The 19,980-nt window shown below is 35.6% G+C and carries 13 protein-coding genes; 6 read left to right on the forward strand and 7 right to left on the reverse strand.

Annotated elements, in window-relative coordinates; genetic code table 11:
- The 5 genes from parE to CAT7_RS04940 all read left to right on the forward strand — a co-directional run.
- A partial coding sequence (gene parE, locus CAT7_RS04920) for a DNA topoisomerase IV subunit B (RefSeq protein ID WP_007722612.1) occupies positions 1-1,765 on the forward strand: 1,765 nt, incomplete at its 5' end.
- Positions 1,755-4,208: a DNA topoisomerase IV subunit A gene (gene parC, locus CAT7_RS04925; protein ID WP_007722614.1), complete on the forward strand. Its 2,454-nt coding sequence runs from the start codon at positions 1,755-1,757 to the stop codon at positions 4,206-4,208. The genes parE and parC, both read left to right, overlap by 11 nt.
- Positions 4,209-4,543: 335 nt before the next feature.
- Positions 4,544-6,772: a formate C-acetyltransferase gene (gene pflB / locus CAT7_RS04930; protein WP_007722615.1), complete on the forward strand. Its 2,229-nt coding sequence runs from the start codon at positions 4,544-4,546 to the stop codon at positions 6,770-6,772.
- A gap of 28 nt (positions 6,773-6,800) precedes the next feature.
- Positions 6,801-7,562, forward strand: coding sequence for a pyruvate formate-lyase-activating protein (pflA, locus tag CAT7_RS04935; RefSeq protein WP_007722616.1), 762 nt, complete (start codon positions 6,801-6,803; stop codon positions 7,560-7,562).
- Positions 7,563-7,724: 162 nt separating this feature from the next.
- Positions 7,725-8,654, forward strand: a complete 930-nt coding sequence (locus tag CAT7_RS04940; protein ID WP_007722617.1) for a manganese-dependent inorganic pyrophosphatase — start codon at positions 7,725-7,727, stop codon at positions 8,652-8,654.
- Between the two features lie 1,167 nt (positions 8,655-9,821).
- On the opposite strand, the gene CAT7_RS04945 is transcribed toward CAT7_RS04940, so the two are convergent.
- The 6 genes from CAT7_RS04945 to CAT7_RS04970 all read right to left on the reverse strand — a co-directional run bounded on the left by CAT7_RS04945 (position 9,822) and on the right by CAT7_RS04970 (position 17,649).
- Positions 9,822-12,716, reverse strand: coding sequence for an insulinase family protein (locus tag CAT7_RS04945; protein ID WP_007722618.1), 2,895 nt, complete (start codon positions 12,714-12,716; stop codon positions 9,822-9,824).
- A 168-nt stretch (positions 12,717-12,884) separates the two neighbouring features.
- Complete coding sequence (locus tag CAT7_RS04950) at positions 12,885-13,631, reverse strand: DUF3307 domain-containing protein (protein WP_007722620.1); 747 nt, start codon at positions 13,629-13,631, stop codon at positions 12,885-12,887.
- Positions 13,632-14,318 carry a SatD family protein gene (locus CAT7_RS04955; RefSeq protein ID WP_007722622.1) on the reverse strand — a complete coding sequence of 229 codons (687 nt, stop codon included), beginning with the start codon at positions 14,316-14,318 and terminating at the stop codon, positions 13,632-13,634.
- A gap of 332 nt (positions 14,319-14,650) precedes the next feature.
- Positions 14,651-15,889: a GTPase gene (locus CAT7_RS04960; RefSeq protein ID WP_007722624.1), complete on the reverse strand. Its 1,239-nt coding sequence runs from the start codon at positions 15,887-15,889 to the stop codon at positions 14,651-14,653.
- A gap of 44 nt (positions 15,890-15,933) precedes the next feature.
- On the reverse strand, positions 15,934-16,803 hold the full coding sequence (ypfJ, locus tag CAT7_RS04965; protein ID WP_007722626.1) for a KPN_02809 family neutral zinc metallopeptidase: 870 nt from the start codon (positions 16,801-16,803) through the stop codon (positions 15,934-15,936).
- A gap of 186 nt (positions 16,804-16,989) precedes the next feature.
- The gene (locus tag CAT7_RS04970; protein WP_007722628.1) at positions 16,990-17,649 is read right to left on the reverse strand and encodes a YrrS family protein; all 660 of its coding nucleotides are present in this window, start codon (positions 17,647-17,649) and stop codon (positions 16,990-16,992) included.
- A 654-nt stretch (positions 17,650-18,303) separates the two neighbouring features.
- Here CAT7_RS04970 and CAT7_RS04975 point away from each other — a divergent pair.
- Positions 18,304-19,281, forward strand: coding sequence for a diaminopimelate dehydrogenase (locus CAT7_RS04975; RefSeq protein ID WP_007722630.1), 978 nt, complete (start codon positions 18,304-18,306; stop codon positions 19,279-19,281).
- 45 nt (positions 19,282-19,326) lie between these two features.
- Here CAT7_RS04975 and CAT7_RS04980 read toward each other — a convergent pair whose 3' ends face one another.
- On the reverse strand, positions 19,327-19,920 hold the full coding sequence (locus CAT7_RS04980; protein WP_007722632.1) for an ECF transporter S component: 594 nt from the start codon (positions 19,918-19,920) through the stop codon (positions 19,327-19,329).
- Positions 19,921-19,980 lie beyond the last annotated feature (60 nt).

Genomic DNA, 19,980 nt, shown 5'->3' on the forward strand with positions numbered 1-19,980 from the left:
TGGTATGCCTACTGGAATGCATTCATCTGGTATCCCCACTGTTCAAGTAATCTTCACTGTTTTGCATGCGGGTGGTAAGTTTGGCCAAGGGGGTTATAAAACCTCAGGTGGACTTCACGGTGTTGGAGCAAGTGTCGTTAATGCACTTTCTGAGTGGCTTACAGTTACAATCATTCGTGATGGTGTTCATTACCAACAAAAATTTGTTGATGGTGGTAAAGCCAAAGGTTCTTTGAAGAAAATCAAAACATCTAATGAAAAAAATGGAACCATTGTGCACTTCAAACCAGATGCGACGATCTTTACGACTGTTAATTTGTCTTATGATGTACTAGCAGAACGTTTAAGAGAATCGGCGTTTTTATTAAAAGGCTTGCGCATCTCTTTAGTGGATGAACGAAACGATCAAGCAGAAGTTTTTTATTATGAAGAAGGTATCAAAGAGTTCGTCAGCTATTTAAATGAAGATAAAGATCATTTGACACCTGTTGCTTATTTTGAAGGTGAAAACAACGAAATTGAAGTTGAATTCGCTTTCCAATACAATGATGGGTACTCAGAAACGATTTTATCTTTCGTTAACAATGTTCGCACTAAAGACGGTGGGACTCATGAAGCCGGAATGAAAACAGCAATTACAAAAACATTTAATGATTATGCTCGAAAAGTGAGTTTATTAAAAGAAAAAGACAAAAATTTAGAAGGAACTGATTTTAGAGAAGGCTTGGCAGCCGTTATTTCTATTCGTATTCCTGAGAACCTTTTGCAATTTGAAGGGCAAACAAAAAGTAAATTAGGAACACCACAAGCTAGATCAGCTGTTGAAACAGTTGTTAGTGAACAGTTAAGTTATTATTTAATCGAAAATGGCGATTTAAGCCAACAGTTGATCCGCAAAGCGCTAAAAGCACGCGAAGCACGTGACGCAGCTAGAAAAGCGCGTGAAGAAAGCCGTAATGGGAAGAAACGCAAAAAAAATGACACTCTTTTGTCTGGAAAGTTAACTCCAGCTCAAAGTAAAAATGCAAAACGAAATGAATTGTATTTGGTCGAAGGAGATTCAGCTGGGGGTTCCGCAAAACAAGGTCGAGACCGTAAGTTTCAGGCTATCCTACCCCTGCGCGGAAAAGTAATCAATACTGAAAAAGCTAAGTTACAAGAAGTTATGAAAAATGAAGAAATCAGCACTATGATCTATACGATTGGTGCAGGTGTCGGACCAGAATTTGATATTGCCGACTGTAACTACGATAAAATCATTATTATGACCGATGCGGATACCGATGGTGCGCATATTCAAACATTATTGCTAACCTTCTTTTATCGGTACATGAAACCTCTTTTTGAAGCAGGGAAAGTTTATTTAGCTTTGCCACCGTTGTATAAACTCTCAAGAGGCATCGGCAAAAAAGAAAAAATTGCCTACGCGTGGACAGATGATGAATTGGTTCAAGTCACAAAAGACTTTGGCAAAAATTATATCTTGCAACGGTATAAAGGGCTGGGTGAAATGAATGCAGACCAACTATGGGATACAACTATGAATCCGGACACGCGCACACTGATTCGCGTTAAAATCGATGATGCTGCTCAAGCTGAAAAACGTGTGTCTGTCTTAATGGGTGATAAAGTAGAACCTAGACGTAGATGGATTGAATCACATGTTGAATTTACTTTTGAAGAAGGCGGCAGTATTTTGGAAAACAGCCAAATTATGGATCAAATAGAAACAGTAGATGAAGGAAGTGTCGAAGATGGAGAATAGAGCGGAAATTCAGGAATTAACCCTGGAAGAAGTTATGGGAGATCGTTTTGGACGCTATTCAAAATACATTATTCAAGAACGTGCATTGCCAGACATTCGAGACGGGTTAAAACCGGTTCAACGCCGGATCTTATATGCAATGAACGTAGAAGGCAATACAGCAGATAAGGGATTTAGAAAGTCTGCTAAAACGGTCGGAAACGTTATCGGGAATTATCACCCACATGGAGACAGCAGTGTTTATGAAGCAATGGTACGTCTAAGCCAAGACTGGAAGCAACGTGAAGTCTTGATTGAAATGCATGGGAATAACGGGAGTATGGATGGAGATCCTCCGGCAGCTATGCGGTATACGGAAGCACGTTTATCAAAAATTTCTGCTGAATTGGTAAGAGATATCGATAAAGAAACGGTTGATTTCATCTTAAACTTTGATGATACAGATGAAGAACCGACTGTCTTTCCTGCTAGTTACCCTAACTTACTTGTTAATGGAGCGACTGGGATTTCAGCAGGTTATGCAACCGATATCCCTTCACATAATTTAGGAGAGGTAATTGATGCAACGGTTCATTTGATTGATGATCCTGATGCTTCTGTAACGGATCTAATGCAGTATGTTAAAGGACCTGATTTCCCCACTGGCGCTATTTTACAAGGGGTCGATGGTATCAAAAAGGCCTATGAAACTGGAAAAGGTAAAATCATTGTCCGTTCTAAAACTAGAATAGAAGAAGTTAGAGGCGGTAAAGAACAAATCGTCATTAATGAAATTCCTTATGAAGTCAATAAAGCCGTTTTAGTTCGTAAAATGGATGAAATACGGTTGAATAAACGAGTTGACGGAATTGCTGAAGTCCGTGATGAATCTGACCGTAACGGTCTACAAATTGTTGTTGAATTAAAAAAAGAGGCTAATGCGGGTGGTATTTTAAATTATTTATTAAAAAATACTGATTTACAGGTTGCTTATAATTTTAATATGGTAGCGATTGATAAAAAAAGACCCAAACAAGTCGGAATCGTTAGAATGCTTCAAGCTTACTTAGATCATAAACAAGAAGTTATCACTAGAAGAACGAATTATAACTTGCGCAAAGCTGAAAGCAGACAACACATTGTTTCAGGCTTGATTAAAGCTCTTTCTATTTTAGATCAAGTTATCGAAGCTATTCGCAGCAGTAAAGATAAGAAAAATGCTAAAGAAAACTTAATTGAGCGTTTTGATTTTACTGAGATCCAAGCTGAAGCCATTGTTTCATTGCAACTGTATCGATTAACCAATACCGATATAACTGCACTAGAAAATGAAGCAGATGCTTTAAATAAAGATATTATGGCGTACAACAAGATTCTAGGTAGTTCTCAAGAACTGAATAAAGTCATGAAAAAAGAATTAATAGAAGTAAAGAAAAAGTACGCTTCTCCTAGACTGACCGTTATTGAAGATGAAATTGAAGAATTAAAAATCGATACGGAACTTCTGATTGCATCTGAAGAGGTTATGGTTTCTGTTACAAAAGAAGGATACATTAAGAGAACCAGTCTACGTTCATATAGTGCTTCTAAACCTACTGAAATAGGCATTAAAGAAGGAGATTATCCAATTTATATTCAGCAACTGAATACATTGAATCATCTCTTGATCTTTACTAGCAAAGGTAATATTATTTATCGTCCAATTCATGAAATTTCCGATTTGAGATGGAAAGATATGGGAGATCACTTATCCCAAAATATTGCTTTTGAAACAGACGAAACCGTTGTAAAAGTATTCGGATTAGAGAAACAGCTTCCGCCAGCGACCTTTACTTTCATTACAAAAGAAGGGTACATTAAACAAACGGCAGTTTCAGAATACGTTATTGGACGTAATTACAAAAATAAATCTTTTTCAGCAATAAAACTTAAAACAACGACGGATGAACTGTTAAATATCGTCTATACAGAAAAACCATTGTCAAAAGATGTTTTCTTAGTCACTAATAGAGGATTTGGATTACGTTATCCTTTAGATGAGGTTCCTACTGTGGGTGCAAAAGCTGCAGGTGTGAAATCAATTAATCTTAAAGACGGTGACTATGTTGTAAATGGTGTGTTGGTCGATACCACAGCTTCCAAAGCCGAATTAATGATTTTAACTCAAAGAGGTTCTGTTAAAAAAATGAATATTCTTGATTTCGAACCGCTTGGACGAGCTAAGAGAGGGTTACTGCTCTTAAGAGAATTGAAAAAGAATCCGCATCGTGTGGCTTTCGCTTTTGAAGCGTCTAAGGAAGATAACTATAGAATTCTAACATCCAAAGGACAAGAAATCTCACTATCTAGTCAATCCTATTCAATAAGTGACCGTTATTCAAATGGATCATTTATTTTAGATGAAGTGGCAGACGGAACACCTATTGAGCTTAAAAAAGATTTATTAGCTAATGAGATTAAATAGAAATAATGTTGTTTAATTAAGGGTATGTTTGCTAAAACAGACATACCCTTAGTATTAACCATGATAAGACCAAAAAGGTGTAGCCTAACAGCTACATCTTTTTTTATCTGTTTTATTAAAAACTAGTACAGTTTGATTTTTTGTGAAAAATAGTACAAAAAATATCATTGAATACAGAATAATGAAAACCTTGAAATATCTACAAATCAATCTTTTTAAATAATTATTTTTATTTTATTGACGAAAATAAATTGATTTGTTTTTAGTTCGTGTTATAATGAGCATGAAGAATCTGTTAGAATTGTTTAACAGATATAAAAGGAGGAAAATGACTTATGGAAAATTGGAAAGGCTTTAAAGGAAAAATGTGGCAAGAAGAAATTAACGTACGCGATTTTATTCAACAAAACTATACCCCTTATGATGGAACGGATGAATTTTTAGAAGGTCCTACACCCGCTACCGAATCATTGTGGAAACAAGTTATGGAATTAAATACGGAGGAACGTGAAGCAGGCGGAGTACTAGATATGGATACGAAAGTAGTTTCAACAATCGTATCTCATGATGCTGGTTACTTAAATAAAGAATTGGAACGCATTGCCGGTTTCCAAACTGAGAAACCTTTTAAACGTGGTTTGCAACCTTTTGGTGGAATTCGCATGAGTGAATTAGCTGCTGAATCATATGGTTACGAAATTGATCCAGAAGTATCTCATATTTTTAGAGACTACCGTAAAACACACAATCAAGGAGTATTTGATGCTTATACGCCAGAAATTAGAGCTGCCAGACGTAGTGGAATCATTACAGGTCTGCCAGATGCTTATGGACGTGGACGTATCATTGGAGATTACAGAAGAGTAGCCTTATATGGTGTCAATCGCTTAATTCAAGAAAAGAAAAACGATTTAGCAAATAAGGGTTACGGCACAATGAGCGAAGATATTATTCGCGACCGTGAAGAATTAAATGAACAAATTCGTGCTTTAAATGAATTAATTGAGTTAGGTAGAATTTACGGCTTTGATATTTCTCAACCAGCCCAAACAGCTCAAGAAGCTTTCCAATGGTTGTATCTAGGCTATTTAGCAGCAGTTAAAGAGCAAAATGGAGCAGCAATGTCATTAGGACGTACATCTACATTTCTTGATATCTATATTGAGCGTGACTTAGCTAATGGCATTCTTACTGAAGTTGAAGCTCAAGAAATCACAGACCATTTTATTATGAAATTGCGCTTAGTAAAATTTGCACGTACACCAGAATACAATGATTTATTCTCAGGGGATCCAACTTGGGTAACAGAAGCTATCGCAGGTGTAGGTGACGATGGACGTCACATGGTTACAAAAAATAGCTACCGTTTCTTGCACACTTTAACAAACCTTGGACCAGCTCCAGAACCAAACTTAACCGTTTTATGGTCTACACGTTTGCCAGAAAACTTCAAGAAGTTCTGTGCTAAAGCATCTATTTCTTCAAGTGCTATTCAATATGAAAATGACGATATTATGCGCTTAGAATGGGGCGATGACTACGGAATCGCTTGTTGTGTATCTGCTATGCGTATTGGGAAACAAATGCAATTCTTCGGAGCACGTGCTAACGTAGCTAAAGCTCTTTTATATGCCATTAATGGAGGTGTAGATGAAAAATCAAAAGCTCAAGTTGCTCCAAAATATCAACCAATTACTTCTGAATACTTGGATTATGATGAAGTCATGGAAAAATATGATGTTATGTTGGAATGGATCGCAGGCTTATATTTAAATACGTTAAACATTATTCATTTCATGCATGATAAGTATTCTTATGAACGCATTGAAATGGCTTTGCACGATAGTGACATTATGAGAACAATGGCAACTGGAATCGCTGGATTCTCAGTAGCAATTGATTCATTATCTGCCATTAAATATACAAAAGTGAAAACGATTCGTGATGAAAATGGCTTAGTTGTCGATTATGAAATAGAAGGCGATTACCCTAAATTTGGTAACAATGATGATCGCGCGGACGATATTGGAATTTGGTTGTTAAAATCATTTATGTCAAAAGTGAAAAAACATCCAGCTTATCGCAATGCAGTCCACACTACTTCAATTTTAACTATCACATCTAACGTAGTATATGGTAAAAAGACCGGGAATACACCTGATGGCCGTCGTTCTGGCGAACCATTTGCACCTGGTGCTAACCCAATGCACGGCAGAGATACTCATGGAGCTTTAGCTAGTTTAACTTCAGTAGCTAAAATACCATACAAATATTCATTAGATGGAATCTCAAATACATTCTCTATTATTCCAAAAGCTTTAGGGAAAGAAGATGACATCCAACAAGAAAATTTGGCTAGTTTATTAGACGGCTATGTAAGAAAAGGCGGTCACCATTTGAACGTTAATGTCTTTAACCGCGAAACATTGGTTGACGCAATGGACCATCCTGAAAACTATCCTCAATTGACTATTCGTGTATCTGGTTATGCTGTCAACTTTATTAAATTAACACGTGAACAACAATTAGACGTTATTAATCGTACAATGCATGACAGTATGTAAGGTATAAACAAATAAAGGAGTGACTAATATGACGGAACCAGCAATTGGATACGTGCATTCTACTGAAAGTTTTGGCTCGGTCGATGGGCCAGGTATTCGTTTTGTAACATTTATGCAAGGGTGCCGTATGCGTTGCGAGTTCTGCCATAACCCTGATACATGGAATATGGGTGGTGGAACTCCTTATACAGCGGATCAATTACTAGCAGAAGCTTTATCTTACCGCGAGTATTGGGGAAGTAAAGGCGGAATTACTGTCAGTGGAGGAGAACCTCTACTGCATATCGATTTTTTAATTGAGTATTTTAGAAAAGCAAAAGAGCAGGGAGTCCACACAACATTAGATACATGTGGTCAACCTTTCACTTATGATGAGCCTTTTTTCAGCCGGTTTGAGGAACTAATGAGCTATACAGATTTGCTTTTATTCGATATCAAACACATTGATAATGAAAAGCATAAGCGTTTAACAATGCACGGCAATGAAAACATTTTGAATATGGCTACTTATTTAGCCACAATCAATAAACCTGTTTGGATTCGTCATGTTTTAGTTCCAGAACGTTCGGATGATGATGCTGATTTAATACGCTTAAGTGATTTTATTCAATCTCTAGGAAACGTTTATAAAGTTGAAATATTGCCGTACCATAAATTAGGTGTTTATAAATATGCAGCTCTAAATATTCCTTATAAATTAAAGGATATAGAACCTCCTACAATTGAACGCATCGACAATGCTAATCGCTTATTACGTATTGAAGAATACACAGGCTATCAAACAATTTAGTCCAGAATAATAAACACAGTTGGAAGAGTAGATTCTTACTTTTCTAGCTGTATTTATTTTTTTAAGCTATTTTCTATAAAAAACAACATAATACTAGCTAAACACGTTCATTTAAGATAAAATTTTAGTGTTAGTTATAGTTTAAAAGGAGAGATAATAATCATGAGTAAAGTATTAATTTTTGGTCATAAGAATCCAGACACAGATGCTATCACATCTGCTATTTCATTTGCTTACTTGCAAAACCAATTGGGAATCGAAGCTGAAGCTGTTGCATTAGGAGAAGTAGGAGAGGAAACACAATATGCTTTAGATTACTTTAGCGTTCCTGCACCACGTGTAGTAGAAACAGTAGCTAATGAAACAGATAAAGTTATGTTAGTGGATCACAATGAGTTTCAACAAAGTGTAAATGACATTGCGGATGTAGAAGTTTTATCGGTAGTAGATCATCACCGCATTTCTAACTTTGAAACAGCTAATCCATTGTATTACCGTGCAGAACCTGTAGGATGTACAAACACAATTATTGCTAAATTATATAAAGAAAAAGAAGTTGCAATTCCTAAAGATATTGCAGGATTAATGTTATCAGCAATCGTTGCAGATACTTTATTATTCAAATCGCCAACTTGCACCGATGAAGACGTTAAAATTGCAAAAGAGCTAGCTGCAATTGCTGGTGTTGACATTGAGTCATACGGCCTTGATATGTTAAAAGCAGGAACTGACTTAAGCAATAAATCTGCTGCAGAATTATTAGACATGGATGCTAAAAGTTTCCCAATGGGAGATAAGAATGTCCGTGTTGCACAAATCAATGTTGTAGACGTAAATGATGTACTTTCTATCCAAACTGAGTTAGAACAAGAGATGCAAAATGAAAATCATGCTAAAAACTATGATTTATTTGTCTTAATCGTTACAAACATCTTAGATAGCGATTCAGTGATCTTAGCATTAGGAAATCCAATCAATGCAGTAGAAGAAGCTTTCAATGTAACATTAGAAAATAACCGTGCGTTATTAAAAGGCGTTGTTTCTAGAAAGAAACAAGTTGTGCCACAATTAACTGCAGCATTAACAAAATAAGTTAGCAAAACCCAATCCAGAACTTAATTTGTTCTGGATTGGGTTTTTTTGTATGTAAAGAAAAAATAATGCTTTAGAACAAATACGAATCCATTAGATAAGAACTAAAAGTCATTTAAAAGCAATTAACGGGTAAACATAAACAAACAATAGTTAACTGAGCTTAAAATCGTCCAAAATTGATCTAAAATGTGCTTGATTGGTTTAAAACAACTTTTAATCTACTTTGTATAATATATATTATGTAAACTAGAAAAAAAGGTAAAATTATCAAAATGATTAGTAGTCCAATTATTCTAATTCTTCTCTCTTTTAGTCATAAACAATCCTTTTTATATAAACCGAATTTAAATTAGTCCAAAAATGAATTCGGATTATATAACACTTGGACAAACAAACTTATGCTAACGAGAAAAATGTTGCAAATAACTTTCTCTTTACTTAAATTTTTAGACAGATTTAAATTTACTTCAATTTAGCTGCTGACTAATTCCTGTAGTTTTAAATCTTTTTATAATTTGCTGACATAGGTTTACGTTTTAGTATTGAAATTAATTTTGATAGATTTACGAACTTCAAAAAATATTAAAACGGCTAATTATTCTTTGGATAAGCTTATCTAGATTAAACTGTTATAAAAAGTCATAAATATCAATTTATTTTTAGCTTTCTTTATGGCTTTTTATTCAGGAGCTACCAAGACTAATTTGATTCTGTCTGGATCTTCAAGGAAAACAGCCTAATGATTTGTTCCTCCTGCAAATGGGTGTTTTTTAGGATACAGAATTATTATGCCTTTTTCTTCCAGTTTTTTGTCATTTTATCGATCTAATGCCGTGATTCTGTATGGAAAGCCAAATGATTAAGATCGCCTATACTACGATGATATGGAACATCTGAAAATCGGTCTTCTGTTTGTGCAATAACGATGAGACTCCTTAATTAGTGATGCTCTCGCCTATTATTCAACGTAAAAAGAGAGGAGAAATAGCCTTCTCTCCTCTCTCCCCTTACTTTTATCTAACTTTTATGCTTGTTTTTATTTCTCGTAATTAATATGATCTTATTTTTCCGGGTTCTCTTGAAACTTCCGAACAACAAATGAACAAGCAGCGTAAATCGTTTTATCTTTTTTTTCCATTTCAGTAACTAATAGACACTCTTTTATTAATACAGTTCGTATACCTTATCAAACAAGTCTTTTTCAATTTCGATCTGGCCCTTATTCCCTATTACGACCACCGAGCTCTCTTCCAATACGCTGTTTAGACCCTTATTAAGCATCTGTAAGGCATTTGAATCGACTGCTAGAATCTCTTCCTTCAAATGAACCAACTCTTCACGAGTCACGCCTGTTTTTAGACGATTGAATGCGGTTAAACCTTTGCTGAAAGCTGATTTCGGCTGTTCCATGGGACTGATCGTGCCAATAATGTATTTTAATAATTCGCTGTCAGACAACTCCATTTGTGCTACGTAGTTAGGCAAACCTTTATAGGTTTCCAATGTTTTACGGATATTGGGGTCACGATAAGAACTCAAGGCAAATTCACCAGTTCGTCGATGGTTATAAAGCGAACCATAAGCACCACCTTTGACACGGATCTCATTCCACAAGTAACTGTAACGAATAGTTGTTGCCAATACTTTCGCTGCGCCAGTGTAGTCAAATTTATCATTGGCATTTGAAGCAACCGCTACATAGTTCACGTCTTGAGCAGTGACATAAGCTTCATGTTGCTTCGCACCAGGCTTAATGATGGCTGGTTCACCTAATTCAACACTAGGCACCTCAGAAAATGCTACTTGTAATGTTTCTTTGACCAGTACTCCTCGATCTTTCTCACCGACGTATAAAATGTTCAAGCGATTTTTATTTAGCAAACCCTTTACTGTCTGCTTGATACGCTCTGTTGCCTCTTTTGACTTATCGGATTGTAAAGCAGCACGAATGTCTTTCAAAAAAAGGAATTGATCCATTCCACTAATCAGTTCATTTAATTTGGCTGAAGATTTCACTTGACTCAAGGCCCGGTTTGCAGCTAGAACATGGGAACTAGAATTAATGCGTCGTTCGAAATTAGAAATCAGCTGTTGAGTGATTTTCAAAATATCATCTTTATTTTCAAATTGCGTGTGGCACAGGATTTCTTGCATTAATGAGACCAGTTCCTCAAAAGAAGATTCCAAAGATTTTCCGCGTAAAATAAAATAAGGCTTTAGTTGACCTGCTTTATCTTCATAAATATCAATCTTTCCGTAAATACCGCCTGTGTACAGATCTTTTTGACGCTGCAAAGTTGCGACATCATATTTCTTAGTGTCTAGCTTCCCAAGAAGATGACTCAATAAACCCAACCACTGATATTCTTCAGCTGCAACATCTTTCAAATCAATATACAAACTAAGGTAGTCAATGCCGGAAGTGAATTGTTCAGCCTGATAAAAATGAGTTCCCTCATTAAAAGGAATTTCCGTTAGTGGATACTCTTCTACCTGTGTGCTTAAATCTTCTTTCGTCAGTGTTGGAATCTTTGCTAGATCTTCCGGTTTATCCGGCGCTTCTTGACGCTTGATCAACTCTTGTGTTTTAGCTATCATTTTGTCGATTTCTTCTTTAGATAGATTAGCTTTATATTCTTGCAATTGCTGATGAGTTTTCGCTTCAAATTGATCGCTTTTACCCGGTTCAGCTTTTAAAATCACTGCAGTACGCAAAGGATTGTATACTAGTTTTTCTTTGATCAGTTGCTCAAAATACCCCTTACCTGCCAATTCTGCTAGTTCTTTCAAATAGCCTGAAAATTGTAAGTTCACATAAGGACTCTTGTCATACAACCAGGATTGATAAGCATTAATGGCATAAATGACTCCACGTGGGTTGTCTTCCGAAATAGCCGCTTCTTTCGTTTGAAAAGTAATTTTATTCAACGCTGAATCAATCAGCCCTTCATCGATTCCTTCAGTCATTAAGTGTTTTAAAGTCTCTTGAACAACTTCTTTGAATCGAGTCATCTTAGAGGCATCAGAATATTTAGCAGTGATCATAAACCCCGTTGGATAGCCAAAATCAGCAACGCCACCTATTATGTCCCCACCTATATCCGCATCCAATAAAGCTTTTTTAAGCGGTGATTGATTATTGCCAAATAAAATCTCTTCCAAAACTTCTAGTCCATACATATCCAGTACATCATTCGGTTCAGATACATGCCACCCTAAAGCCAAATAATCTTTTCCTTCAGGGTTATCTCCTGCAGTTATTGAGTAAGTATCTTCAAATACAGCATCATCAGGAACAGCTGGTTCAAAAGATAAGTCGACTTTTTCACTATGTTTGCCTGCGCCACTGAAATAGTCCTCTAATGCAGCAAAAGTTTCTTTTTTATCAATGTCTCCATATAAGACAGTCAGAGAATTACTTGGGTGGTAATAAGTTTGATGGAACGCAACAAATTCTTCTTGCGTTAAACTAGGGATGGCTTTTGGATTTCCACCAGATTCGTGCCGGTAAATACTGTTGGGGTACAACTGATGAGTCAAATGCTGTTGAACTTGTCTTTCAGGAGAGGCTGTCGCCCCTTTCATTTCATTGTAAACAACCCCTTTATAAATCAGGTCATCTTCTGCTGACTCTAAATGATGATGCCAACCTTCTTGCGCTAATATTTGTGCATTACTGTAAAAGTTCGGCTTAAACACAGCATCTAAATAAACACTCATTAAATGCATAAAGTCTTTTTTATTAGTAGAAGCAACTGGATAAATTGTCTTATCTGAAAAAGTCATTGCATTGACGAACGTATTCAATGACCCTTTGACTAATTCAACAAATGGTTCTTTTGAAGGGTATTTTTCAGATCCATTTAAAACTGAATGCTCTATGATATGAGCAATTCCGTTATCGTTATACGGAGGTGTCTTAAACCCAATCGTAAACGCCTTATTGGAATCGTCATTTGCTAGATAAAGAACCTTGGCTCCTGTCTCAACGTGTTCATAAACGGTTCCCACAGATTGAATATCCGGTAACTCTTGTGTCTCAATTTGCTTAAATGCCATAGAATTCTCCTTTTCCTTATGCGTAATGACTTTATTCTACACCTTGTCCTTATAGTTTATAATACCTAAGGGAACAAATGCTACTTTGATTATTTAACTACCAATTCAAAAGTCCAAAGATTCAACAATAAGCGAATCTCAACAATTGATTCTTTTACAGCTGCATCATCAGAAAATAAAGAAGTAACTGACGATAATCAACAAAGTGCTCAATAAGGTTCCCAGTAAATAGTATTCTGCAAACTGAGGATTTTCTGAAATTTTATTGTACCGAGCAATGGACTTCGCTGTCAGAACAAATCCAATAGCCGTAAATTGATTAGCATACAGCATCAGCAAAATAAAGAAACGTTCAAAAACACCAATCAACGCCCCCGCACTTGGGATACCCTCATCTATTTGATTTTCATTGGTTGGGCGATAGTGATTCAATACTTTTTTTATCGTTACACTGCATGGCCGGATCATCACCAATAGAATCAGTATCCATGACAAACTATTTTTCATATCCAAACCTAAACTACTCGACAAGGTTTCTAATCCTGGCATATAGTCAATCTCTATATTAGATACTGTGATATAGACAACTGCCGCAAGTAATACAAGGATGTGTAGCCCTTGATCTACTAGAAAGATAACCGTATCTTTATTATTATGAATGAAAAAGCGATTCGCAAGCAAAAATTTTAGACCATCTATCATGAAATGCAGCACTGAAATCCCTATGACCACTTTTAATAAAGGCCAACTAAAAATAGGAATGATCACGCCTACCATAGTGATCAAATAGATAAAACAATGGAGCACTAATTTCTTACCAAATACATCCTTTTCTCTCGCTAACGCGGACGATTGGAAATAAAAGTCTCCCAAGATATGTCCGATAAATAATACTATCCATACGACTTGATTCAACTATTCATCATCCTCTATATCCTGAATTAAAAAGTGGCTAGCGTCTCTCAAAGCTGTTTTATAGGTATAATATTTCGCTGTATTCAGAGCTTTATTAACACTAGATTGGCCAATCCCTAATTCTTCAGCTGTCTTATATTGATTTTCTCCATGTGTGAAATAAGCATACATAATTTCTTTTTGTCTAGCAGACCACTTTGATTTCAATGCTGTGGCCAGTGACAGAATAGTATTCAATAGCTGATCTGTTCGTTGGTAGCCTTCTCCGGAACAAATCATCATATTGGTCTCGCTTGTGGTATATTTATTTTCATTTTCTTCAATAGTTTCAATCATTTGCCTTGCGCGGTGGTAGGCTGTGCCATCCATCTCCATAGAATTATCTCGTTGGATCGGTGTACTGATACTGCCTAAGCCAATGCCAAATCGCAATTCAATGGGAGCCATGGCCAATTCGATTTCAAAAATAATGCTTAAAATCACTTGTTTATTTTTTAGTAATCCTTGGAAGCTGTCTCCTAAAGTAATAATGAAATTAGAAGCAATGTCTTCTGCATATTTCTCATTTATTATTTGCAAAATAGAATGAAATTGTTCTTGCACTTCTTTTCGATCCGCAATTTTACGAGAGTCTTTAATATCTCCTATAATGGCTGCATATGGAGTCCTTACAGTTTGTCTGGTCATCTAATCACCTCTTTTTTTGATTATACCATAAGATTCATTTTAAAATGAATCTTTGTATAAAATTCATCTAAGACTGAATCTTTAGGGTGAGCTTTATTATTTTATTAATTAGCGATAAATTGTTCGATGTAGTTAACCATAATCTAATTATGTTAACTACATCTATACTGTGTTTACGTAAAATAAGCATAAAAATGCTTTGGGAAATTTTAAATACCGTTCAATATACTGCTGAATTAGTATAATTAAAGAAAAAACCAAAATAATTATTTTGGTTTTAAAGTATTTTTGCTATTTTTTTGAGTTAGGACAAAATGTATTTATGAATCATTTTAAGATTTTTTTCGCTTAGTAAACCTTTTAAATTTACTTAAAAAATGATCTTTTTTTGCATCGTCTAATTCTAAGTTTTCTTTTGATAAATCAGTTGTTAAATCAAGTTTTTTATCGATTTTAGCGCCTTTTTTTAGACGTTCTTGAAATTTTTCTTTCATTAACTGTTCAATATTTTTTAAATCCGGGTATTTTCCATCTTTTTCTCCGGCAGCTATGATGGCTAACACTTCTATATAGCTCATAGAAAGCGCCGTTGTGATGATTGAAGCTGTTGTACCGCTAATTAGTCCTCCAACAATTGTACCCGCTCCAGGAATCATTTTTATCACATTTGAAACGATGTACCTTCCCGCAAATGTAGCTCCCCCAGTCCCTCCTATTGCTGCTACAAGACTTGCAATAGTGGCTTTATCCATTGATATACCAAAAATCGCTGTAATATGGGCCAATAATGTTACTTGCATTGGTACAAGAACGGATGCATCAGAAAAAGGAATCGGTAAAAAACCTACGCCAAATGAAGTAGCGATATATCTTGTCGCCCAACTGCGAGCAGAATTCGCTTTTCGGGCAATATCTACTTGTTGGGCATTGTTAAAAGCCTTTTTTGCTTCTTCTGGTATGATTTCAAAACTTAATTCAAGCAATTCTTTTAATCCAAATGCTGGAATCGACATTTCTTCCGTCAATTTGAAGCTTTCAGCCATCAAAGATACAACACCATAAATCGGTAAATTAAGGTTTTCAATATAGGTTTTAAATGTTGCTGCTGGTTCACCGATTGATTGGGTCAAAACGATCACAACCGGGACTTTTTCACTTAATTCCGTTATAAGTTCAAGTTCTGTTGGTTCTATTCGTGAAGAATTTGCATTAATACAGTAGTAAGCTAGATGAATTTCTCCTTGAACACCTAGTTTTTTATTTTCTTTAATTGTGTCAAAAATTTCACTTTTAATTTCTTTTTGTACTTCGAGACTTAACTCTAGACCTCTAGTATCATATAAAACCAAAGGGACTCCGTCTTTAGAAATCCGTCTTAGATGTTTTGTAATCGGTCTTCCAATACCGGTTAGAGCAAGATTTTCTCTAAACAAATTATTGATTAGCGTACTCTTACCTACCCCTGTCTTACCTACTACCATGATATTGACTGGGTTCATCTTTTTTAGTTCCTCTTCTGTTTTGTTTAAAATATCTTGTACCATATTAAAATTCTTATCTAAATTTTTCATTATAACCTCCGTAGTTTGACTTTACACTGAAATTTAGAACATTGTTAAGGAAGTTTAAATTTAGCATTTCCGTCAAATGTGTCTCCATCTTCCAAATTACCGGCTTCAAATCCGCGTTTAAACCAATCCATTCTTTGCTCAGAAGTACCATGAGTAAAACTTTCAGGAACAACGTATCCTTGTGCTTGTTGTTGGAGACGATCATCACCTACTGCACCCGCAGCGTTGATAGCTTCTTCATAGTCTCCTTCTTCTAAATAGCCTAATCCTTGAGCATAATTTGCCCATACACCTGCAAGATAATCAGCCTGCAACTCAAAGCGAACTTGGTATTTATTGAATTCTGTTTCACTTAATTCATTCCGTAAGATATTTAGCTGCTCTGTCAGTCCTAACTGCGTTTGAACATGATGGCCTACTTCATGAGCAATGACATAAGCCATTGCAAAATCACCTGGAGCGTTGAACTGTTGGCTTAATTCATCATAAAAACTTAAATCAATATACAAATTAGCATCACCAGGACAATAAAATGGTCCCGTTGAAGAACCCGCTACACCACATGCTGATTGAACTGATTCAGAAAATAGCACTAAAGTTGGTTCTTCATACGTATACCCATAGGCTTGAAAAACATCTGTCCAAACCTCTTCAGTATCTGCTAAGACTACCGAGACAAAATCAGCTCGCTCAGATTCGGTCTCAGTCTCTTGATAGGAACCGGTCGCCGTATTCCCACTAGGATCTGATACAACTGAATTTAAAAAATCACCTAAATTTCCACCACTTAAAAAAGTGAATGCCAACAAGATAAGAACTCCGCCTATCCCGCCCCCAACTAACGTCTTACCACCACTGCTTTTTCCTCTACGATCTTCTAAGTTGTCACTTTTTCTTCTGTCTTTCCAACGCATAGTATCACTCCCTCACACATTAAAATTGCTGATACTTAAGACTATCATATCATCTTTTCTACTCAGAACAGAAATGAAAAGCGCTTCTTAAGCGACTTATTAACTAAATTAGATTCAAACACACAAAAAAACCGGTATTAAGCAATCAATCGCTTTAATACCAGCTCTTAAATTTAAGTTACAAGTTTAATTTTTATCATTTTCTTTCAACTGTTCAACTTTAATAGGTTGCCATCCTTGATTGTCTACCCATTTTAAGTAAACACGATAATTTTTGGTTTGACCAGTATCTGAGACAGTAGCGACTACCTGCCCTTCCCCACTATTTTCGACCCACCATTCAATCATAGCTGATTCATCTAATCCTGTAGCATTGGCAGTTGCTTTTTTAATTTCAATACGGTCTTGAGATCCATCGTTAAAATTCGTTGTGTGTTCTCCCTCTTGTTGTGTTTCAACGGGTTTCCAGTCTCCGGTATAGGCTTCTGTTACATTTTCGTCCGTTGGCTCCGTTTCTTTTGTTTCAACAGATTCTGATGATTCACTTTCTGCGGACTCGCTTGACTCACTTTGAGATGTTTCAGATTCAGAACTGCTTTCACTACTTTTTTCAGAATTTTGTACTTCACTTTGAGTTGATTCTTCACTATTTTTTATAACCCTACTTGAACTTTCAGTTGCAACTTCTTGAGGTTTATCTCCTCCACTAAAAAGCGACATGATTAATAATAGGATAACGATCAAAGCTGCAATAATGACTGCAAAAGTCAATATTTTAACCGTTTTTCTTTCTTTGTCATATTTATTTGAACGAGTATTCTTTTTATTGTCTTTAGGCTCTTTCATGTTAATTCTCCAATCTTTTCAATTAAGTTTTATTTCGTTTTTGATATTTTCAAAAAACTTCTTAACTAGTATACCACTTAAATGGATTAAAAACGTTAAGCAAGCATTACTATTCTATTTCGTTTTTTACATTGTTTTGTTTTCAACCGTTGCAAGGTTCGACAGATAACACTATTAACAGTGTTTTAATTGAAAAATCTCATTAGCCATGCTAAACTATAAATGAAAAGAGAGATATGCGTCAACATACCCCTCTTTAGAATAGAACCGTTAAAGACGGCAGCTACTATAGAATATCATACAAAAGTAATCGTCCTACTCGCTAAAGCTTAGACGGTTACTTTTTTTTGTTTGACGAGATTTTTAAAACAAGAGTTGCAAAAGCTAATGCAAACATCAGTGCCTCATAAATGCTCATGAGTTTTCCTTTCTAGGGAAAGCCCAAACAAAAAACATTGGCATCACCCCTTTTTATAAGAGTTAGCCACCGCCTTAAACTTTTCTACGCTTTAAATTGTACCATATATACTAGCTAAAAAAACACTAACAAACAAACGCTAGTTCTTTTTACTGACAAGATTTGATTATCTTTCATTATCTATTATACTAATAAGGTGAATAATAAAATTTGAAACACAGATTGGAGACAAAACAATGACTCAAAAGATTCGTATAGGCTTGGTTGGATATGGAAACATCGGCAGAGGTGTTGAGTTAGCAATTAATCAATTTCCTGATATGGAAGGTGTGGCTGTTTTTACTAGAAGAAACCCAGCAGAAGTAAAATCAATGCTTCCTGCAGTAAAAATTGAAAATATCCTAGAGTACAAAAATGCTATCGATGTTTTAATTTTATGTGGTGGATCAGCTACGGACTTACCTGAACAAGGGCCAGAACTAGCAAAATACTTTTCAACGATTGATAGCTATGATAACCACGGAAAGATACCAGCTTATTTTTCAGATATGGATACGGCTGCTAAAAGTGGTCAAAATGTCAGCATTATCTCTGTAGGTTGGGATCCAGGCTTATTCTCAATTAACCGAGCATTATTTGAAGCTGTTCTTCCTGTAGGACAAACATATACTTTTTGGGGTAAAGGATTAAGCCAAGGCCATTCTGATGCTATTCGACGGGTAACTGGCGTGAAAAAAGGTGTTCAATACACTCTGCCATTAGATAAAGCGTTAGAAGAAGTTCGCAAAGGTTTGAATCCTGAATTATCTACTCGCGAAAAACACATGCGCATTTGCTACGTAGTTTCTGAAGATGGCGCAAATCAAACAGAAATAGAACAAACAATCAAATCAATGCCAAATTACTTTGAACCTTATGAAACAGTGGTTCATTTCATTGACGAAGAACAATTTGAATCAGATCACCAACAAATGCCACATGGTGGGTTTGTTATCCGTACGGGTGAATCTGAAACTGGAAGCAAACAAAAAGCTGAATTCCAGCTTGAATTAGAAAGCAATCCAGAATTCACGTCTTCTATTCTAGTGGCTTATGCAAGAGCTGCCGTTAAGTTTAAAAATGAAGTTAAAACCGGTGCATTTAGTGTCTTAGATGTTCCTATGGCTTATTTATCAGATAAATCTTCTGAACAACTGAGAAAAGAATTATTATAAGAGAAAAATCCATTAGAAAGCCACCGGCTTCTAATGGATTTTTTTTTATTTTTGAGTTCTAAATTTCTTTAATGGTCGTGCGATAATTGGTGCAATAATGGCAGCGGCTATCGCCTCTCCTATCCCACTTGTTAAAACAACTGTTCCTAATACACCTAAAAGATTTGAATAATCAACTTTTAAAAGTGCCGCATAGGTTTCTCCATAGATAAGATATATCAGTCCTAAAACTAAAATCGTATTGGTCAATGAAGCTAAAACAGAAGAAAGAATCATAGCTGTTGAATCCTTTTTAAATCTCTTTCTACATACGTTATAAACATAGCCAGCCACGAAGCCGACCATAATACGAGGGAAAATCGCAATAATGGGATTTCGCCATAAAAAATAATCAAATGGTGAAGCAGGCAGTGTAAAAGCTTTGACCATTCGTGTGATACCCCAAACGGAACCAATAATCATACCATCTTTTGTCCCGAGTGTAAGAGAAACAACAATAACAGTAATATGAATTATGGTAGGATTTAAAGGAGGTATAGGAATATACCCCAGTAATGGAACAAAATTTTGAATAATAACAATTGCTGTAAGAATACCTAAAATAGCTGTTCTATAAGCGCTTTTATTTTTTTGGTACACCTGAATCCCTTCTTTCTATCTAAAAAACGATTATCTGTATACTCTGTTATTTTACATTAT

It is taken from the genome of Carnobacterium sp. AT7 (assembly GCF_000171855.1).
GTDB classification, from domain to species: Bacteria; Bacillota; Bacilli; order Lactobacillales; family Carnobacteriaceae; genus Carnobacterium_B; species Carnobacterium_B jeotgali.